Raw genomic sequence first — 19,504 nt, forward strand, 5'->3', positions numbered from 1 at the left:
ACGGAGGAAACCACTCGTATGGCCAGCCGGCCCAAGGCAACGATCCTGGACATCGCCCGCGAGGCCGGTGTGTCCAAATCGACGGTGTCGCTCGTGCTGCAAGGCTCAGGGCTGATCCGGCCTGAAACCGCGGTCAAAGTCCGCAAGGCGATCGAGGATGTCGGCTATGTCTACAATCGCGGCGCCGCCAATCTGCGCAAGGCCCACTCCAACGTCATTGGCATGGTCATCAACGATCTCACCAACCCGTTTTTCGCCGAGCTGGCGGTCGGCATGGAGCGCGTCTTCCAGTCGGCTGGCATCGTGCCCTTCATCGCCAACACGGCGGAAAATCCGGTGCGCCAGGAAGAAGTCTTGAAGTCACTGATGGAGCAGGGCGTCGCCGGGTTGATCGTGTCGCCGGCGCGCGGCACCACGCCGGGCGCCTTCCGCCGTCTTGAGACGGCAGGCGTGCCGGTGGTCTTTGCCATGCGCCGCCTGCCGGACAGCCGCATCCCGGTGATCGCGCCGGACAATCATCGTGGCGCATACCTCGCCGCGGCCCATCTGATCGGCAAGGGCCATCGCCGGCTCGCTTTCTTCGGCGGCACCTCCGATCTGGTCGTCTATCAGGAGCGCCTCGGCGGCTTTCGTGAGGCCTGCGAAACGCTTGGCATTACCCGGCGCGACGTGCTCGTCGTCGAAGGCGAGACCAGCCGCAGGGGCGGCATCGCCTGCCTGGAAACCGCCCTTGCCATGGCCGAGCCGCCGACAGCGGCGCTGTGCTTCAACGACGCCGTCGCCTTCGGCGTCATGCTGGCGCTGCGCAAGCGCGGGCTGGAGCCCGGCGCGGATTTCGCCGTCGTCGGCTTCGACGACGTGGTCGAGGCCGAGCATTACATGCCGGCATTGACCAGCGTCTCGGTGGACACGCCCGGTCTCGGCGAGCGCGCCGCCCACGTCATGCTGAAGATGATCCAGTCGCGCACCACACATGCCGAGGACCATATCGGCGCTGTCAATCTGGTCGTCAGGGATAGCTGCGGTCCCGATCGCCGCGCCCAGAACAGGCCTGCAGGAATGGGAGACGCGGCATGAGCGTCAGATGGGGGTTGATCGGCGCCAGCACGATCGCCAGACAATTCATGATCAACGCCATCCGCGCCCAGGCGGATGGCGAGATAGCAGCGGTGATGAGCTCCAGCCCGGAGCGGGCCAAGGCCTATGCTGCGGAAAACAACGTTCCGCTGGCCGTCTCGACGCTTGATGCATTGCTCGGCGCCGATATCGATGCCGTCTACATCTCGACCACCAATGAACTGCACCTTGAACAGGCACTGGCTGCCATCAAGGCGGGAAAGCATGTTCTGTGCGAAAAGCCGCTGGCACTGACCAGCGCTGACGCGCGCAAAATGGTCGCTGCGGCCAAGGCCGCCGGCGTTGTGCTCGGCACCAACCACCATCTGCGCAATGCCGGCGCTCACCGCGCCATGCGCGAGGCCATATCGGCCGGCCGCATCGGCAAGCCCATCGCCGCGCGCGTGTTCCACGCCGTCTACCTGCCGGAGAACCTGCAAGGCTGGCGCATCACCAAGCCTGAGGCCGGCGGCGGCGTGGTGCTCGACATCACGGTGCACGATGCCGACACGCTGCGCTTCGTGCTTGGCGACGATCCGATCGAAGTGACGGCTTTCACCCAGTCTGCCGGCATGGCCGACAGCGGACTGGAAGACGGCGCCATGTGCATCTGGCGCTTCCGGTCCGGCGTGATCGCCCAGTCGCATGAAGGCTTCACCACAAAGTTCGCTGATACAGGCTTTGAGGTGCATGGTTCCGAAGGCTCGCTGATCGCCAAAAATGTAATGACGCAGAAGCCCATCGGCTCTGTGCTTCTGCGCACGGCAAAAGGCGAAGAGGAACTGAGCTTCGACCGTGAAGACCTTTATGTCCGGTCGCTGCGCCAGTTCCATGCCGCTATAGGCGGTCAGGGTCAGCCCTCCGCCACCGGCGAGGACGGCGTCTGGTCGCTGGCCTCGGCCGAAGCGGCACTGCAGTCGGAGAAATCCGGCAAGGCGGTAACCATCGATCCAAAGCTTGGGAGCGCCCAGTGAGCAAGCTCGTTTCCGCCGCTGAAGCAGCAAGCCTGATCAAGGACGGCATGACTGTTTCCGTCTCGTCGTCCAGCGGCCTCGGCTGCCCGGACGCGGTGCTCGCCGCCATCGGCGAGCGTTTTGACATGGAAGGCCATCCGAAAAATATCACCACGCTGCACCCGATCGCCGCGGGCGATATGTACGGCATCAAAGGCATCGACCATCTGGCCAAGCCGGGCCTGCTGAAGCGCACGCTGTGCGGCTCCTATCCCTCGGGCCCCTCCTCGTCCGAGCCACCGCAGATCTGGAAGATGATCGGCGACAATTCCGTTGCCGCCTACAATGTGCCCTCCGGCATCCTGTTCGACATGCATCGCGAGGCCGCCGCCAAGCGCCCGGGCGTGCTGACCAAGGTCGGCCTCGACACCTTCGCCGACCCGCGCCACCAAGGCTGCGCCATGAATGCTGCCGCCAGCGAGCCGATCGTCTCGGTACAGCAGTTCGACGGCGAGGAATGGCTCTATTTCCGCTCGATCGTGCCCAACGTCTCCATCATTCGGGCAACCACCGCCGACGAACGCGGCAACCTCACCTATGAGCATGAAGGCGCCTATCTCGGCGGCCTCGAACAGGCGCTCGCCGCCCGCAACAATGGCGGCATCGTCATTGCGCAGGTCAAGCGCGTGGTCGAGAACGGCACGCTGAAGCCGCATGACGTGCGCGTGCCTGGTGTCCTGGTCGACCATATCGTTGTTGCGCCCGACCAGTTGCAGACGACGCTAACGCCTTACGACCCGGCGATTTCGGGCGAGATCTTCCGGCCGCTGTCGAGCTTCCGCAACGCCGAGATGAACGTGCAGAAGGTCATCGCGCGCCGCGTCGCCATGGAGTTGCGCGACGGCATGGCCGTCAACATCGGCTTCGGCATCTCGGCCAACGTGCCGCGCATCCTTCTCGAGGAAGGCCAGCACGGCAAGGTCACCTGGGTGATCGAACAGGGCGCTGTCGGCGGTGTGCCGCTGCTCGACTTCAAGTTCGGCTGCGCCTCCAACGCCGAGGCGATCATGCCCTCGCCGCACCAGTTCATCTATTTCCAGGCCGGTGGTTTCGACGCCTCGCTGCTCTCCTTCTTGCAGATCGACCGCCATGGCTCGGTCAATGTCTCGAAACTCTCGGCACGGCCGCATGTCACCGCCGGCGCCGGCGGCTTCGTCGACATCACCGCGCGGGCGAAGAAGATCGTCTTCTCCGGCTTCTTCAACGCCGGCGCCAAACTGTCGCTCGCCGATGGCGGCATCCGCATCGACGCGGAAGGCAAGGTGAAGAAGGTCGTCAACGAGGTCGAGCACATCTCCTTCTCGGGCAAGCGCGCCGTCGCTCAGGGTCAGGACATCACCTACGTCACCGAACGCTGCGTGATGAAGCTGACGCCGGACGGGCTGATGGTGACGGAACTGGCGCCCGGCATCGACCTTGAGCGCGATGTGTTGGCGCAGTCCGAAACGCCGCTCGGCGTCGCCAACGACCTCAAGGTCACGCCGACGGCCCTCTACCAGGATCGGCCGATCGGCCTGTCGCTGAATGGCGGCGCCTCGCTCGGAGGCGCCCATGACTGAGCGCCTCGTCACCTTCGAGCAGGACGGCGCCATCGGCGTCGTCACGCTGCGCCGGCCGGAAAAGTTCAATGCGTTGGACATTCCGATGCTGCGCGCGCTCGAAGCAGCCCTCAACGAAGCCGAGATGGCTGAAGGCGCACGCGTCGTGCTGGTCCGCGGCGAAGGCAAAGGCTTTTGCGCCGGCGGCGACGTCGAGGCCTGGGGCGAAATGAGCGCCGCCGATTTCCAGGTGCAATGGGTGCGCTACGGCCACCGCGTCTTCGACCGGCTGGCAAGGCTGCGGCAACCGACCATCGCGGTGCTCTCCGGCCATGCGCTGGGCGGTGGGCTGGAGCTTGCGGTCGCCTGCGACTTCCGCGTCGCCGAAACCCAGGTCAAGCTCGGCTTCCCCGAGACATCGATCGGCGTCGTGCCCGGCTGGTCCGGCACGCAGCGCGCCGTGCGCCGCTTTGGCGCACAGGTCGTGCGCCGCATGGCGCTGGGGGGCGAAGTCTTTGTCGCCCCAGAGGCGCTCGCCCTGGGCATTGTCGACCGCGTGGTCGAGACAGGGCAGGCGCTGGCCGAGTCCAAGACGTGGGCGCAAAAGATCGCCGAACGCGGGCCGCTCGCAACCGAGGCCGCCAAGCTGATGATCGCCGTCGCCGAAGGCGAGGAAAGTGCTGCCGCCACCGAGGCGCTCGCCAGCGGCTTCATCGCGCTGACCGGCGACATCAAGACCGGCGTAAGCGCCTTCAAGGCCAAGCAGAAGCCGGCCTTTTCGAGATCCTAGAGAAAGCACGATGAACGCACCACTCAACATTTCCATGCCGGCTGAGGCGTCCAGGACGCCGAAGGCTTACAAGCTCCTGATCGACGGCAAGCATGTCGATGCCCATGATGGCCGCATGCTGGAGCGCAACAGCCCCGGCCACGGCTTCACCGTCTCGCGCTATGCGCAGGCCGGCGAGACCGAGGTGGAAGCGGCCATGCAGGCCGCGCATCGAGCCTTCGAAACCGGCCCCTGGCCGCGCATGAAAGCGGCCGAGCGCGCCGCCATCCTGCTCAAGACCGCCGATCTGATCGAAGCCCAGTTGGAAGACATCGCCCGGCTCGACGCGCTGGAATCCGGCAAGCCGATCGCCCAGGCCCGCGGCGAGATCGGCGGCGCCGTCGACATCTGGCGCTATGCCGCCTCGCTTGCCCGCACGCTGCATGGCGAGAGCTACGCCAATCTCGGCGACGCCATGCTGGGCGTGGTCGTGCGCGAGCCGATCGGCGTCGTCTCGATCATCACGCCGTGGAATTTCCCTTTTCTCATCGTCAGCCAGAAGCTGCCCTTCGCGCTTGCCGCCGGCTGCACGGCGGTGGTCAAGCCGAGCGAAATGACTTCGGCCTCGACCTTCGTGCTCGGCGATATCCTGATGCAGGCCGGCCTGCCCGCCGGCGTCGTCAACATCCTGGCTGGCCTCGGCGCCGATGTCGGCGCACCGATGGTCAGCCATCCGCTGGTCGAAATGGTCTCGTTCACCGGCTCGACCCGGGTCGGCAAGATGACCATGGCGTCCGCCGCGCAGTCGCTGAAGAAAGTCTCGATGGAGCTCGGCGGCAAGAACGGCCAGATCGTCTTCCCCGATGCCGATCTCGAGGCCGCCGCCGATGCGGCGGTGTTCGGCGGCTTCTTCAACGCCGGCGAATGCTGCAATGCCGGCAGCCGGCTGATCGTGCACGAGGCGATCGCCGATGATTTCCTCGCCGCGGTGAAGGCGCTTACCGCCAAGGTAGCGGTCGGCGATCCGCTCGATGACCAGACCAAGGTCGGCGCGATGATTTCCGCCGATCATCTGAGTAAAGTCGCGGGTTACGTTGCGGCAGCTCAGAAAGACGGCAGCAATGTCTACAGCGGCGGCGCGCAGCGGGTCTCCAATGCCGGCCAATACCTCGATCCGACCATTGTCAGCGGCGTTACCGAGGACATGGCTATTGCGCGCGAGGAAGTGTTCGGCCCCGTCCTCTCGGTGCTGACTTTTGAAACGATTGAAAAGGCGTTGCACATCGCCAACAACACGCCTTATGGTCTATCGGCAGGGGTGTGGAGCGCCAGCATCGACACGTGCATGTCGGTGGCGCGTGGTGTGCGTTCGGGGACGGTCTGGGTGAACACATTCATGGAAGGCTACCCCGAGCTGCCATTCGGGGGCTACAAGCAGTCCGGTATCGGACGCGAACTCGGCAAACGCGCTGTCGAGGACTATACCGAGGAAAAGACAATCCAGTTTCATCGCGGCCAGCGCACCGGTTGGTGGGTCGGCTGAGTTTGGAAGAACCCGGCGGGCATCCGTCGGTTATGTGACTGCAACAAGGGAGGTAGTACATGTTGCGCAAACTGCTTATCGGAACGGCTCTTGCGACGGCCTTTGCTTTCTCGGCCCATGCCGAGGACGTCAAGGAAGTGCAGATGCTGCATTGGTGGACGTCGGGCGGCGAAGCGGCTGCTCTCAACGTCCTCAAGGGCGATCTGTCCAAGGAAGGCTATGCCTGGAAGGACGTGCCGGTGGCCGGCGGTGGCGGCGACGCCGCCATGACCGCGCTGAAGGCGATGGTCGCGGCCGGCAACTACCCGACCGCATCGCAGATGCTCGGCTACACGGTGCTCGATTATGCGGCGGCCGGCGTCATGGGCGACCTGACCGAGACGGCGAAGAAGGAAGGCTGGGACAAGTCGGTTCCGGCGGCCCTGCAGAAGTTCTCCGTCTATGACGGCAAGTGGGTCGCGGCTCCGGTCAACGTCCACTCGGTCAACTGGCTGTGGATCAACAAGGCGGTGATGGACAAGATCGGCGGCACCGAGCCGAAGACCTTCGACGACTTCGTCGCTTTGCTCGACAAGGCCAAGGCGGCTGGCGTCATCCCGCTCGCTCTCGGCGGCCAGAACTGGCAGGAAGCCACCATGTTCGACTCGGTCGTGCTGTCGACCGGCGGACCTGAGTTCTACAAGAAGGCCTTCAACGACCTCGACGATGCTTCGCTCAAGTCCGACACGATGAAGAAGTCGTTCGACAACCTCGCCAAGCTCGTCACCTATGTCGACCCGAACTTCTCGGGCCGCGACTGGAACCTGGCCACCGCCATGGTCATCAAGGGCGACGCCCTGGTGCAGGTCATGGGCGACTGGGCCAAGGGCGAGTTCAACGCCGCCAAGAAAACCCCGGGCACCGACTTCCTGTGCTATCGCTTCCCGGGCACCGACGGCTCCGTGATCTACAACTCCGACATGTTCGGCATGTTCAACGTTCCGGACGACCGCAAGGCCGCCCAGGTCGCGCTGGCCACCGCCACCCTGTCGAAGAGCTTCCAGTCGGCCTTCAACGTCGTCAAGGGTTCGGTTCCGGCCCGTACCGACGTTCCGGACACCGACTTCGACGCGTGCGGCAAGAAGGGCATCGCCGACCTGAAGGCTGCCAACGAAGGCGGCACGCTGTTCGGCTCGCTGGCCCAAGGTTATGGCGCGCCTCCGGCGGTCGCCAATGCCTACAAGGACGTCGTGTCGAAGTTCGTCCATGGTCAGATCAAGACCTCGGACGAAGCCGTGACCGAACTGGTCAAGGCAATCGACGACGCCAAGTAAGCGCTACGCCTAAAAACACCTTCCCCGCTTCGGCGGGGAAGGTATCCATCTCGCAATGGGCCGGCTTGAACACCATGCCGACCAGAGACCCGTATGCACGGGGCCGCCTTGCCGCCTGACGGCAGAGCACGGACGACCCGAAACGGGAGGAGCCTCATGAGCAGTGTAGCGACAAGCCAGATCAAGCTGACGCCGGAGCGGTCGCGCCCCTCGGTGCGCTCGCGCCTGCAGGACGCGCTGCCGAAGATCGTGCTGGCGCCGAGCTTCGCCATCACCATCGTCTTCGTCTACGGCTTCATCCTATGGACGGTCTATCTGTCCTTCACCAATTCCAAGACCTTCCCGTCCTATGTCATCACCGGACCGCGCGCCTATCAGCGGCTATGGGGCTGGACTTTCGACTCCGACCCGCCCTCGAGCTGGTACACGTCGATCGTCAATATGGGCATTTTCGGCTTTCTCTACATCGCCATTTGCCTGGCGCTCGGCCTGTTCCTGGCCATCCTGCTCGACCAGAAGATCCGCGGCGAAGGCGTGTTGCGGCCGATCTATCTCTACCCGATGGCGCTGTCCTTCATCGTCACCGGCGTCGCCTGGAAATGGTTCCTCGATCCGGGTCTCGGCCTCGAGCAGACCTTGCATCAATGGGGCTGGACGAGCTTCCATTTCGACTGGATCAAGAACAAGGATTTCGTCATCTACACGGTGGTCATCGCCGGCGTCTGGCAGGCCTCCGGCTTCATCATGGCGATGTTCCTGGCCGGGCTGCGCGGCATTGACGGCGAGATCATGAAGGCGGCGCAGATCGATGGCGCCACGACCTTCCAGCTCTACCGCCGCATCGTCATCCCGCTGCTGCGGCCGATCTTCCTGTCGGCCTTCATCGTGCTCGCCCACCTTGCCATCAAGTCGTACGATCTGGTGGTGGCCCTGACCAGCGGCGGGCCCGGCGGCTCGGCCTGGCTGCCGTCCAACTTCATGTATGAGTACACTTTCAAGCGCAACGAAATGGCGGTCGGTTCGGCCAGTGCCGTGATCATGCTGATGACCATCGTCGCCATCATCGTGCCCTATCTCTATTCCGAACTCAGGGAGAAGCCGCGATGAGCGCTGTCGCCACCCCTGCTCGCCAGGCCTCCGGCGGCATGAGCACCAAGACCCTGAACCGCGTCGTCATCTACGGGCTGCTGGCGCTGTTTGCGCTGTTCTATTTGATGCCGCTGTTCGTCATGCTGGTGACGTCGTTCAAGACCATGGACGAGATCCAGAACGGCAACATGCTGGCCCTGCCCAAGGCGCCGACCTTCGACCCGTGGCTAAAAGCCTGGGGTGAGACCTGCGTCGGCCTCACCTGCGCCGGCATCAAGGGCTATTTCTGGAACTCCATCAAGATGGTGGTTCCGGCCGTGCTGATCTCGACCATGCTCGGCGCGCTCAACGGCTACGTCCTGACCAAATGGCGGTTCCGCGGCGCCACGCTGGTGTTCGGGCTGATGCTGTTTGCCTGCTTCATTCCGTTCCAGTCGGTGCTGCTGCCGATGGCGACCATCCTCGGCAGTCTCGGCCGTTTCGGCGTGTCGCTGCAGAACTCGGTCGGCACCAGCTTCGGCCTCGGCAACCCGACGGTCAATCTGGTCTTCGTCCACGTCGTCTACGGCATCGGCTTCACGACGCTGTTCTTCCGCAACTATTACGAGGCGTTCCCGAACGAGTTGATCAAGGCCGCACAGGTCGACGGCGCCTCGTTCTTCCAGATCTTCCGCCGCATCATGCTGCCGAACTCGATGCCGATCTTCGTCGTCACCGTCATCTACCAGTTCACCAACATCTGGAACGACTTCCTGTTCGCTTCGGCCTATGCCGGCACCGGTGACTCCATGCCGATGACGGTGGCGCTCAACAACGTCGTCAACACCTCGACCGGTGTCGTCGAATACAATGTCAACATGGCGGCCGCGATGATCGCGGCCCTGCCCACCCTGATCGTCTATGTCGTCGCCGGCCGCTATTTCGTGCGCGGGCTGATGGCCGGTGCGGTCAAGGGCTGAGCTATCAGGAAGGAATAACCCAATGGCTTTTCTGGAAATTGATGGACTGAAGAAGCGCTTCGGGAATGTTGAGATCCTGAAGGGTATCGATGTCGAGCTCGAAAAGGGCGGCTTCCTGGTTCTGGTCGGCCCGTCCGGCTGCGGCAAGTCCACGCTTCTCAACACCATTGCCGGCCTCGAGCAGATCACCGAGGGCGAAATCCGCGTCGACGGCCGCGCCATCAACGATCTGCATCCGTCCAAGCGCGACATCGCCATGGTTTTCCAGAGCTATGCGCTCTACCCGAACATGACGGTGGCCGGAAACATCTCCTTCGGCATGGAGATGCGCGGCGTGCCGGCCGACGAGCGCCAGAAGGCGATCGACAAGGTGGCCAAGGTGCTGCAGATCGGCCATCTCCTCAACCGCAAGCCAAGCCAGCTTTCCGGCGGCCAGCGCCAGCGCGTCGCCATGGGCCGCGCGCTGGTGCGCGACCCCAAACTGTTCCTGTTCGACGAGCCGCTGTCCAACCTCGACGCCAAGCTGCGCGTCGACATGCGCATCGAGATCAAGCGTCTGCACGCCACCACCGGCACGACCATCGTCTACGTCACCCACGATCAGATCGAGGCGATGACGCTGGCGACCAAGATCGCCGTCATGCGCGACGGCGAGGTGCAGCAGTTCGGCACCCCGGCCGAGATCTACAACAACCCGACCAACCTATTCGTCGCCGACTTCATGGGCTCGCCGGCGATGAACCTGATCCCTGCGACCATTGCGACATCGGGCAATGCGCTGTCCGTCGTCTTGCAGCGCGAGGCGCGCGAGCCGATCGCGCTGCCGATGGCCAACGCGCCGGCGGGCCTCTCGGCCTTCCAGGGCAAGCCGATCATCTTCGGCGTGCGGCCGGAAGCGCTGACCGATCCGGAAGGCGCTGAACGCAACGCCTCCAACATCGCCACCGCCGACCTGCACATCGAAGTGGTCRAGCCGGCGGGCTCCGACACGTTCGCGGTCACCAATCTCGGCGGCAAGCCCGTTGTTGCGCGGCTGCGTGCTGACGCCAACATCCAGCCGGGCACCAGCACGCCGCTCGCCTTCAACCTGACCAAGGCAGTGTTCTTCGATCCGGCGACCGAGAGCCGCATTCGCTGACGGCTATGGCAAATCCGGACATCGTCATCATCGGCTCCGGCATCGGCGGCGCCACGATCGCCTCCGGTCTGGCGGGCAGCGGCGCGTCGATCCTGATGCTGGAGCGCGGCGAACCCTTGCCGGCGACGCCGCATGCCCGCGACACGCGCTCGATCTTCGTTGACGGTCACTACCGCCCCAAGGAGATGTGGCGCGAAGCCGGCGGCGCGGCCTTCAATCCCGGCAATTACTACTATGTCGGCGGCAACTCGAAATTCTTCGGCGCGGTGCTGATCCGCTACCGCAAGGAAGACTTTGCCGTCATGGAGCACTTCGGCGGCATCTCGCCAGCCTGGCCGTTTTCCTATGACGAGTTCGAGCCTTGGTATTCGAAAGCAGAACAGCTGTTTCGCGTCCGCGGCTCACTGGGCGAAGACCCGACCGAACCGTTCCACTCGATCCCCTATGCCTTCAAGCCGGTGCCCGACGAGGCGCCGATCGCGCGCGCCCGCGCCGAACTGAAGGGCCTCGGCCTGCACCCGGCCTCGCTGCCGCTCGGCGTCGACATCGACACCTGGCTGAAAGAGGGCAAGACCGGCTGGGATGCTTTCCCGAACACCGGCCAGGGCAAGATGGACGCCCAGACCGCACCGCTGGCGGCAGCACTCAAGAACAGCAACATCCGGCTCGAGACCGGCTGCTACGTCGAATATCTCGAGGCGGCGTCGGACGGCAAAAGCATCGCCTCCATCCACTACCGGCAGAATGGCGAGCTCAAAAAGGTGGCGCCAAAACTGGTCATCCTCTCCGCCGGCGCGGTCAACTCCGCCGTCATCCTCCTGCGCTCGCCTTCATCGGATGGCAAAGGCCTCGCCAACCGATCCGACCAGGTCGGCCGCAATTTCATGAACCACAATTCGAGCGCCATGCTGGCGATCGATCCGCGCCGCAGGAACGACAGCGTCTACCAGAAGACGCTGATGCTGAACGACTATTATCTCTCCGACGGCAAGGGCGGCATGCCGCTCGGCAACGTCCAGTTGCTCGGCAAAATCGACGGCAACATGCTGAAGGCCAATGTGAAGTCCGTGCCGAAATTCGCGCTGGACTACATGGCCGGCCACGCCGTCGACTGGTATTTGATGTGCGAGGACCTACCCGATCCCGAAAGCCGCATCATGGTCGACGGCAAGGACATCGTCATGCAGTGGCGGCGCTCCAACATGCAGTCGCTCGATGGGCTGACCAAGGTGATGCGCGAACACTTCCGCGCCTGCGGTTACCCCATCGTGCTGTCGCGCCCCTTCGACAAGCGCACGCCGTCGCACCAGTGCGGCACGGTCAAGATGGGCGACAATCCCGCAACCGCACCGCTCGACCCGTTCTGCCGTGCGTTCGATCATCCGAACCTGTTCGTGGTCGACGCCAGTTTCCTGCCCAACTCGGCCGCGGTGAATCCGGCATTGTCGATCGCGGCCCAAGCGCTGCGGGTTGCCGATCATATCCGCCGGACGGACCTAGCGGCATGACCCGCCCCTCCGCCATCGTCACCGGCGGCGCGCGCGGCATTGGGCTGGCCTGCGCCGAGGCGCTGGCTGATGCCGGCTTCGACATTCTGGTCGCCGATCTTGCCGAACAATCGCCGGACGATCTGGCCGAGAACATCACCGGGCGCGGCGCGAAGTTCGCCTATGCCAGCTGCGATATAGCCGATCTCGCCGGTCACGCCGCGCTGGTCGACAAAGCCACAAACGTCTTCGGCCGCATCGACTGCCTCGTCAACAACGCCGGTGTCGGCGCCGTCGTGCGCGGCGATCTGCTGGAGCTGAAGCCAGAAAATTTCGACCATGCGCTGAACATCAATTTGCGCGGCACCGTTTTTCTCAGCCAGGCCGTCGCCAAGGCGATGCTGGCGACGCCCGGTGGTCATCCGAAGTCGATCATCACCATCACCTCGGTCAGTGCCGACATGGCCTCGCCGGAACGCGCCGACTACTGCATCTCCAAAGCCGGCCTTTCCATGTGGGTGAAGAACCTGGCGTTGCGCCTCGCCCCTGAAAACATCGGCGTCTTCGAGCTGCGCCCGGGCATCATCCGCACCGACATGACGGCGGGCGTGACCGCAAAATACGACGCGCTCATCGACGGCGGCCTGGTGCCGGCCAAACGCTGGGGCGAAGCATCAGACATCGGCGCTGTGGTGGCGACACTTGCTGCCGGCAAGCTCGGCTTTTCCACCGGCTCGATCATCAATGTCGACGGCGCGCTCTCGGTGCCGCGACTGTAAGTGGACCAGGACCATGACCGACTACATCATCGTTGGCAGCGGCCCCGCCGGTTGCATTCTCGCCAACCGGCTGAGCGAAGACCCGGCAAATTCCGTGCTGCTGCTTGAAGCCGGCGGCAAGGACTGGCATCCCCTGATCCATATGCCGGCGGGCTTCGCCAAGATGACCAAGGGCATCGCCTCCTGGGGCTGGTCGACCGTGCCGCAGAGACACATGCAGGACCGCGTCTTGCGCTACACCCAGGCCAAGGTGATCGGCGGCGGCTCGTCCATCAACGCACAGGTCTACACGCGCGGCAACGCCCGCGACTACGACAGTTGGGAAAAGGAAGAAGGCCTGGTCGGCTGGGGCTATCGCGACGTGCTGCCCTATTTCAAGCGCGCCGAGAACAACCAGCGCTTTTCCAACGACTATCACGGCGACCAGGGTCCGCTCGGCGTCTCCAACCCGATTTCGCCGCTGCCGATCTGCGAGGCGTTTTTCCGCGCCGGCCAGGAAATGGGCATGCCTTTCAATCCCGACTTCAATGGCGCCAGCCAGGAAGGTGTCGGCTACTACCAGCTGACACAGAAGAACGCGCGGCGATCCTCGGCCTCGGTCGCCTATCTCAAGCCCATCCGCGACCGCAAGAACCTGACCGTCCGGACAGGCGTGCTGGTGACGCGTGTCATCATCGAGAAAGGCCGCGCCATCGGCGTCGAGGTCGTCGACCGGCCCGGCAGCCAGAAAACGATCCTGCGCGCCGAGCGCGAAGTGATCCTGTCCTCCGGCGCGATCGGTTCGCCGAAGCTGCTGATGCAATCGGGCATCGGCCCCGCCGACCATCTGAAATCCGTTGGCGTGACGCCGATCCACGACCTGCCCGGCGTCGGCTCCAACCTGCAGGATCATCTCGACCTGTTCGTCATCTGCGAATGCACCGGCGACCACACCTATGACAACTACGCCAAGCTGCACCGCACGCTCTGGGCCGGCCTGCAATATGTGCTGCTGAAAAAGGGGCCGGTCGCCTCCAGCCTGTTTGAGACCGGCGGCTTCTGGTACGCCGACCCGACCGCCGCCTCGCCAGACATCCAGTTTCACTTCGGCCTTGGCTCCGGTATCGAGGCCGGCGTCGAGAAGCTGAAAAACCCCGGCGTGACGCTGAATTCCGCGATGCTGCGGCCGCGCTCGCGCGGCACCGTGCGGCTGAACAGTGCCGACCCGGCCGACCATCCGCTGATCGACCCCAACTACTGGGCCGACCCCTATGACCGCGACATGTCGCTGAAGGGGCTGAGGCTGGCGCGCGAAATCATGCGGCAGAAGGCGCTTGCGCCTTACGTCCTGCGCGAAGTGCTGCCCGGACCCTCGCTGACCAGTGACCAGGAGCTGATCGACTATGCCTGCCGCACCGGCAAGACCGACCATCATCCGGCCGGCACCTGCCGCATGGGCAACGACGCCATGGCCGTGGTGACGCCGGACCTGCGCCTGCGCGGCATCGAAGGTTTGCGTGTCTGCGACGCTTCGGTGATGCCGCGCGTGCCCTCCTCCAACACCAATGCACCGACCATCATGGTCGGCGAAAAGGGCGCCGACATCATCCTCGGCCGCGAGCCGCTGCCACCGGCGGTGTTTTCCGGCAATCGCGCGGCGTAACAAGTTCAGCAAGGACTCTCAGATGATCAGGCACTGTGTCTTCGTCAAATTCCGCAGCGATGTCGCCGACGCCGAGCGGACGGCAATCCATGCCGATCTCGAGGCGCTGCGCTCCGTTGTTGACGGCATGGACACAGTCCATTTCAGCGCCAATGTCAGCCCGGAGCCATTCGCGCGCGGTTTCAGCCATGGCTTCACCATCGACTTCCGCGATGCCGCCGCCCGCGACGCCTATCTGGTGCATGAAGCGCATCAGCGCGCCGGCGCTCGGCTTGTCGCCGCCCTCGAAGGCGGCACCGACGGGCTGATGGTGTTCGATCTCGATATCTCGAAAAAGTGACCGCCGTCTTTTCGAAAGCCGGCTGATCGCTGTTCTCTTTTGCGAGCCGAGGAACATATCGTTGCCTGGGGGATGCATTGGAGCAACGTCGTGGCCCTCACCTCGCAACAGAAGAAAACCGTCCTTGCCTCCTTCCTCGGCTGGACGCTCGACGCATTTGATTTCTTCCTTCTGACCTTCCTGCTCACCGACATCGCAGCCGAATTCAACACCGACGTCCCGGCGGTCTCCAAGGCGCTGTTCCTGACGCTGGCGACGCGCTTCATCGGCGCGTTCGTCTTCGGCATGCTCGCCGACAAATATGGGCGCAAACCCATCCTGATGCTGAACATCGTCAGCTACTCGGTGATCGGTGCGCTCGCCGCCTTCTCGCCCAATCTCGGCATTTTTCTTGCGTTGCGCGCGCTGTTCGGCATCGCCATGGGCGGTGAATGGGGGCTGGGCAGTTCGCTCGCCATGGAATCCATTCCGCCCAATGCGCGCGGCATGGTCTCGGGCATCCTGCAATGCGGCTACCCCACCGGATATCTCCTGGCGGCCGTGGTCTATGGCCTACTCTACCAGCAGACGATCGGCGGCTACACGATCGGCTGGCGCGCCATGTTCCTGCTCTCCTTCCTGCCGGCGCTGATCGTGCTGTTCATCCGCTCGCATGTGCCGGAATCGCCGGCTTTCGTCGAGGCGCAGAAATCCGTCAAGCCGGGGCTTCTGGAAACGCTGCAGAAGCATTGGGGCGTCGCCGTCTATGCCGTGGTGCTGATGATGTTCTTCAACTTCTTCAGCCACGGCACGCAGGACCTCTACCCGACCTTCCTCAAGAAGCAGCATGGCTTCGACCCGCACACGGTGAGCTGGATCACCATCGTCGCCAACATCGGCGCCATCGTCGGCGGCCTGGCGTTCGGCGCGCTGTCGGAAAGGATTGGCCGCATAAATGCGATCACGCTCGCCTGCCTGATCGCGCTGCCGGCGATCCCGCTCTGGGCCTACAGCTCGACCCCCTTCATGCTGGCCATCGGCGCCTTCGTCATGCAGGTCGCCGTCCAGGGCGCATGGGGCGTCATCCCGGTGCATCTCAACGAGCTGTCGCCGGGGGCGGTGCGGGCGACCTTGCCCGGCTTCATCTACCAGGCCGGAAATCTCGCGGCCTCCTATGGCGGTCCCTACCAGGCCGGCATCGCCGAGGCGCCGGGAGGCAGCTACGGCTATGCACTGGCGCTGTTTGCCGGCGTGGTCGCCGTCTGCATCATCGTCGTTATCCGCTTCAGTCCGGAACGGCGCGGCCAGGTGATGACGGTGCTCGGCTAACCCAGCCGCAACGCCACCACACCGGCGACAATGCTGAGCGCGGCCGCACCGCGCCAGCCCGTCATCTTTTCGCCCAGCGCGAAGACCGAGATCATCATGGCAAACAGGATCGAGGTCTCGCGCAACGACGCCACCGAGGCGATCGGCGCCTTGGTCATTGCCCACATCACGATCCAGTAGGCGGCGCCGCTGAGCACGCCGGTGAACAGGCCTGCCTTCCAGTCGCGCGCCAGAACGGGAAGCGCCTTGGGGCCACGAAAGATGAGGCACAGCACCAGCGCGCCGAACGCGTCGCAGATGAACAGCCAGGCGGCATAGCTCTGCGCCGTTGCCGCCAGCCGCGCCCCGCTGCCGTCGGAGAGCGTGTAGCTGGAGATGAAGATCGAGGTGCCCAGTGCAAAGGCGACCGCGCGCAGATTGATCCGCTCCAGATGCGCGCCGCCGCGAAACGACATCACCAGCGTGCCGGCCGACAGCAGAAGAATGCCGAGGATGGCGAACGGCGCCGGCATCTCCTGCACCACGACAACGCCGCCGAGCGCCGTCAGCAGCGGTGCCGTGCCACGCGCCAGCGGATAGGTCTGGGCAAAATCGCCGGCCTTGTAGGCGCCGATCAGGAAGGTCCGGTAGCCCATGTGGAAGATCACCGAAGCGATGATGTAGGGCCACACTTCGGCCTTCGGGAACTCGACAAAAGGCAGCACGAAGAGTGCTGCAAACCCCATGCCCAGCGTCATCAGCGTGATCGACAGGAAACGGTCGAGATGCACCTTGACCAGCGCGTTCCAGATCGCGTGCATGGCGGCAGCGGCAAGCACCGCGAAAAAGACGAAAAGCGTCATCGAGGACTCAGCGACCTCCCGAGCCCAAAGGCGTTTCGAGGTCGATGTCGACCCGAACCGGGAAGTGATCGGACGCCACCTCGTCGATATCGGCACTGACCGAGCGGACGCGGTCCGCGAACATGCCGCCGACGAAGCAATGGTCGAGCCGGCGCTTCGTCACCTTGCCGTCGATGGTTTTCACATGGGTGTGGAAGTCACCTGCCGGTTCGCTGGCGACGGCAGCCGCATCGACAAAGCCATCGAGATAGGCGGCGCCGCGATGGTATGGCGTGCTGCCGACGATGCGGCGATATTCGGCACTCCCCGGCTCCATGTTGAAATCGCCCATCCAGATCGCCGCCGTCGGATTTTCCGGCTCGGCTTCGCCGCTGGTCCAGTTGCGCGCAGGCTCGTCATCGATGCCGCTCCACGGTCCGCCTTCTGACGGCGCGCGGCGATGTTCGGCAAGCAGATGGTCGATCTGCTCCAGCCGCTCTTCGGCAGCAATATGCGCGAGATGCAGCGACAGGAAACGCACCGGACCGGCCGGCGTGCGGATCATGCATTCGAGTGCGGCATTGCGGGTGTTGAGCGGCCTCAGCGTGCGGCGCATCGGCAGCGCATGCAGACGCGACCAGACGATCGGCAATCTCGACAGAACCATGGTGCCGAACTGCCGGCGGCGGTTGACGAGCCGGCCGTCACGCCGCTCGCTGGCGTCCATGTCGAAAGCCGGCCCGTAGACCCAGTGATAATCCGGCAGCAGTTTTGACAGGATCTCCGGCTGGTCGTCCTCATTGCTCCGTTGCCAATGCCGCTCCACTTCCTGCAGCGCAATGACGTCGGCGCCGTCAACGATCCGCGCGGCACGCGAAAGATCGTAACGGCCGTCGCCGCCGAACCCGTACTGGATGTTGTAGCTGACCAGCTTCATTGCTTATCCGGCTCAGTTTCGCTGTTGGCAGTAGCGGTTCGGCGATGGGCTTGCAATGGACCGCCGCGGCAACGGCGCTGGGCCAGCCTACCAGGTGGTCAGCGGCTGGAAACTTCCGGCCGGCGACGCCGCCAGTTCCGCCCAGTCGATTTCCTCTTCCAGCCGGTGATAGGCCTCATCACCGATCGTGCCGTTGCGGCGCAGTTCTTCCAGCGTGTCGCGCTGGCGGTTGATGGCATAGAGGCGCAGCCGGTCATATTCGGTTGCGGCCTGAGCGTCGTCGGGATTTTCCGCGATCAGGCGCTGCGCTTCATACTGCTCGCGCACCACGGCTGCCGCGGCCGACGTCTTGCGGCTCAACACGTCGAGGGCTGCCTGCATGACGGCAACGCGCGCCTGCGCCACCTCGTTGTCGATCGTCCTGTCCGGGGCGAAGTTGATCCAGCGCAGCAGCGGCTTCAGGGTCATGCCTTGCAGCACCAGCGTGCCCAGAACCACTGCGAAGGCGGCAAGCACGATCGGGTCGCGGTGGGGAAAATCGGCCGGCAGGGCAATCGCCACCACCAGCGTCACCAGCCCGCGCATGCCGCACCAGCCGACCAGCACGGCGCCGCCAAATGTCGGCAGATCGCGCTTTGCCTCCTGGCTGCCGAGGCGGGCAAGCCATCGGATGATGGCGACGTAACTCCCGACCCAGACCAGCCGCGCCACGATGACGACCACCAGCACGGTTCCCGCGAAGAGAAAGGCTTCGCCTTGCCCGTCGCCGGCGAGACGGCCGACGATCGAGCGAGCCTGCAGGCCCATCAACACGAAGGCCAGCACGTTGAGCACGAACACCGCTGATTCCCACACCGAATAGGTGCTGACACGGCGTCTGGCCGACATACGGCGCGGCGCCCTGCGTGCGATGGTGATGGCGTAGACGACGATGGTGATGATGGCGGAAAGACCGAGCCTGTCGGCGATGATCCAGACGGCAAAGGTTCCGGCGAACTGCACCACCGTGCTGCTCGCCGCGTCCTCGATGCGGCCAAGCGTCAGCAGCGAGATCCGGCCGAACACATAGCCCGCGACCAGACTGCCGATCGTTGCCAGCAGGATCACCGGAATGGCGTTGCTCAGCATGATCGTGCCGAGCGCTGCCGAAACCGCCAGCCGGTAGATCAACAGCGCGGTGGCATCGTTGAGCAGGCTCTCGCCCTGCAGGATGGCGGTGATGCGGTGCGGCACCTTGAACTGGCTGAGCACGGCGGATGCCGCCACCGCGTCCGGCGGCGCGACGATGGCGCCGAGCGCGATCGCCGCCGCTATCGGCAGACCGGCCATCTTCCAGCCGACGAAGGCAACCACCACGGTGGTGAAGACAACCGCGCCAAGCGCCAGCAGCGCCAGCGACAGCCGGTAGCGCTTCAGGTCGCGCAGCGAGGTGTCATAGGCGGCATCGAGAAGCACCGGCGCGATGAACAGCGCAAGCGCAAGTTCAGGATCGATCTCGATCGTCGGCGCACCGGGTACGAAGGCAATCGCGACCCCGGCCAAGGCCAGCAGGGACGGATAGGGTATCTCCAGCCGTCTCGACAGCGCCGTCAGCGCGACGGCAGCCAGAAGCAGGACAAGGGTCAGTTCGAAAAGAGCCATGGCCCATCGTAGCGGCGAAGCGGCATCATGGGCAGTGGCTGGACGGCAAGATGCTGTTGATTGTCCAGCAA

Annotated in this window: 17 protein-coding genes; 14 read left to right on the top strand and 3 right to left on the bottom strand. The window is 64.4% G+C overall.

The genetic code is table 11. The features are described from left to right. The first annotated feature begins 18 nt into the window (after window positions 1–18). The 14 genes from AC1DYJ_RS14935 to AC1DYJ_RS15000 all read left to right on the top strand — a co-directional run bounded on the left by AC1DYJ_RS14935 (window position 19) and on the right by AC1DYJ_RS15000 (window position 16,034). Window positions 19–1,077: a LacI family DNA-binding transcriptional regulator gene (locus AC1DYJ_RS14935; protein ID WP_477286154.1), complete on the top strand. Its 1,059-nt coding sequence runs from the start codon at window positions 19–21 to the stop codon at window positions 1,075–1,077. Continuing rightward, window positions 1,074–2,090: a Gfo/Idh/MocA family protein gene (locus AC1DYJ_RS14940; protein ID WP_477286152.1), complete on the top strand. Its 1,017-nt coding sequence runs from the start codon at window positions 1,074–1,076 to the stop codon at window positions 2,088–2,090. The genes AC1DYJ_RS14935 and AC1DYJ_RS14940 overlap by 4 nt, the downstream gene beginning before the upstream one ends. Then, window positions 2,087–3,688, top strand: coding sequence for an acyl CoA:acetate/3-ketoacid CoA transferase (locus tag AC1DYJ_RS14945; RefSeq protein ID WP_477286150.1), 1,602 nt, complete (start codon window positions 2,087–2,089; stop codon window positions 3,686–3,688). The genes AC1DYJ_RS14940 and AC1DYJ_RS14945 overlap by 4 nt, the downstream gene beginning before the upstream one ends. Next, window positions 3,681–4,457, top strand: a complete 777-nt coding sequence (locus AC1DYJ_RS14950) for an enoyl-CoA hydratase/isomerase family protein (RefSeq protein ID WP_477286148.1) — start codon at window positions 3,681–3,683, stop codon at window positions 4,455–4,457. Before AC1DYJ_RS14945 ends, AC1DYJ_RS14950 begins: the two co-directional genes overlap by 8 nt. A 10-nt stretch (window positions 4,458–4,467) precedes the next feature. Further along, complete coding sequence (locus tag AC1DYJ_RS14955) at window positions 4,468–5,979, top strand: aldehyde dehydrogenase family protein (RefSeq protein ID WP_477286146.1); 1,512 nt, start codon at window positions 4,468–4,470, stop codon at window positions 5,977–5,979. 59 nt (window positions 5,980–6,038) lie between these two features. Beyond that, window positions 6,039–7,292 carry an ABC transporter substrate-binding protein gene (locus AC1DYJ_RS14960; RefSeq protein WP_477286144.1) on the top strand — a complete coding sequence of 418 codons (1,254 nt, stop codon included), beginning with the start codon at window positions 6,039–6,041 and terminating at the stop codon, window positions 7,290–7,292. 156 nt (window positions 7,293–7,448) lie between these two features. After that, window positions 7,449–8,399, top strand: a complete 951-nt coding sequence (locus AC1DYJ_RS14965; RefSeq protein WP_477286142.1) for a carbohydrate ABC transporter permease — start codon at window positions 7,449–7,451, stop codon at window positions 8,397–8,399. After that, window positions 8,396–9,340: a carbohydrate ABC transporter permease gene (locus AC1DYJ_RS14970; RefSeq protein WP_436261269.1), complete on the top strand. Its 945-nt coding sequence runs from the start codon at window positions 8,396–8,398 to the stop codon at window positions 9,338–9,340. Before AC1DYJ_RS14965 ends, AC1DYJ_RS14970 begins: the two co-directional genes overlap by 4 nt. Before the next feature lie 22 nt (window positions 9,341–9,362). Beyond that, window positions 9,363–10,478: an ABC transporter ATP-binding protein gene (locus AC1DYJ_RS14975; RefSeq protein WP_477426136.1), complete on the top strand. Its 1,116-nt coding sequence runs from the start codon at window positions 9,363–9,365 to the stop codon at window positions 10,476–10,478. 5 nt (window positions 10,479–10,483) lie between these two features. Then, complete coding sequence (locus tag AC1DYJ_RS14980; protein ID WP_477286138.1) at window positions 10,484–11,986, top strand: GMC oxidoreductase; 1,503 nt, start codon at window positions 10,484–10,486, stop codon at window positions 11,984–11,986. Then, a complete protein-coding gene (locus AC1DYJ_RS14985; protein ID WP_477286136.1) occupies window positions 11,983–12,744 on the top strand; it encodes a 3-ketoacyl-ACP reductase in 762 nt (253 codons plus the stop codon). Before AC1DYJ_RS14980 ends, AC1DYJ_RS14985 begins: the two co-directional genes overlap by 4 nt. 13 nt (window positions 12,745–12,757) lie before the next feature. Further along, entirely contained in the window at window positions 12,758–14,386 is a 1,629-nt protein-coding gene (locus AC1DYJ_RS14990) for a GMC family oxidoreductase (RefSeq protein ID WP_477286134.1), read from the top strand. A gap of 22 nt (window positions 14,387–14,408) precedes the next feature. After that, window positions 14,409–14,726 carry a Dabb family protein gene (locus AC1DYJ_RS14995; protein WP_477286132.1) on the top strand — a complete coding sequence of 106 codons (318 nt, stop codon included), beginning with the start codon at window positions 14,409–14,411 and terminating at the stop codon, window positions 14,724–14,726. 90 nt (window positions 14,727–14,816) lie between these two features. Further along, the gene (locus AC1DYJ_RS15000; protein ID WP_477286130.1) at window positions 14,817–16,034 is read left to right on the top strand and encodes an MFS transporter; all 1,218 of its coding nucleotides are present in this window, start codon (window positions 14,817–14,819) and stop codon (window positions 16,032–16,034) included. Here the strand turns inward: AC1DYJ_RS15000 and AC1DYJ_RS15005 are convergent. From AC1DYJ_RS15005 to AC1DYJ_RS15015, 3 genes are all read right to left on the bottom strand, one after another. Next, on the bottom strand, window positions 16,031–16,876 hold the full coding sequence (locus tag AC1DYJ_RS15005) for an EamA family transporter (protein WP_477286128.1): 846 nt from the start codon (window positions 16,874–16,876) through the stop codon (window positions 16,031–16,033). The two genes, AC1DYJ_RS15000 and AC1DYJ_RS15005, sit on opposite strands and share 4 nt — an antisense overlap. A 7-nt stretch (window positions 16,877–16,883) precedes the next feature. Further along, entirely contained in the window at window positions 16,884–17,792 is a 909-nt protein-coding gene (locus tag AC1DYJ_RS15010) for an endonuclease/exonuclease/phosphatase family protein (RefSeq protein ID WP_477286126.1), read from the bottom strand. Between the two features lie 87 nt (window positions 17,793–17,879). Further along, window positions 17,880–19,433: a cation:proton antiporter gene (locus tag AC1DYJ_RS15015; RefSeq protein WP_477286124.1), complete on the bottom strand. Its 1,554-nt coding sequence runs from the start codon at window positions 19,431–19,433 to the stop codon at window positions 17,880–17,882. Between the last annotated feature and the right edge of the window lie 71 nt (window positions 19,434–19,504).

The sequence above is a fragment of the Mesorhizobium sp. P2_B11 genome (assembly GCF_056404855.1).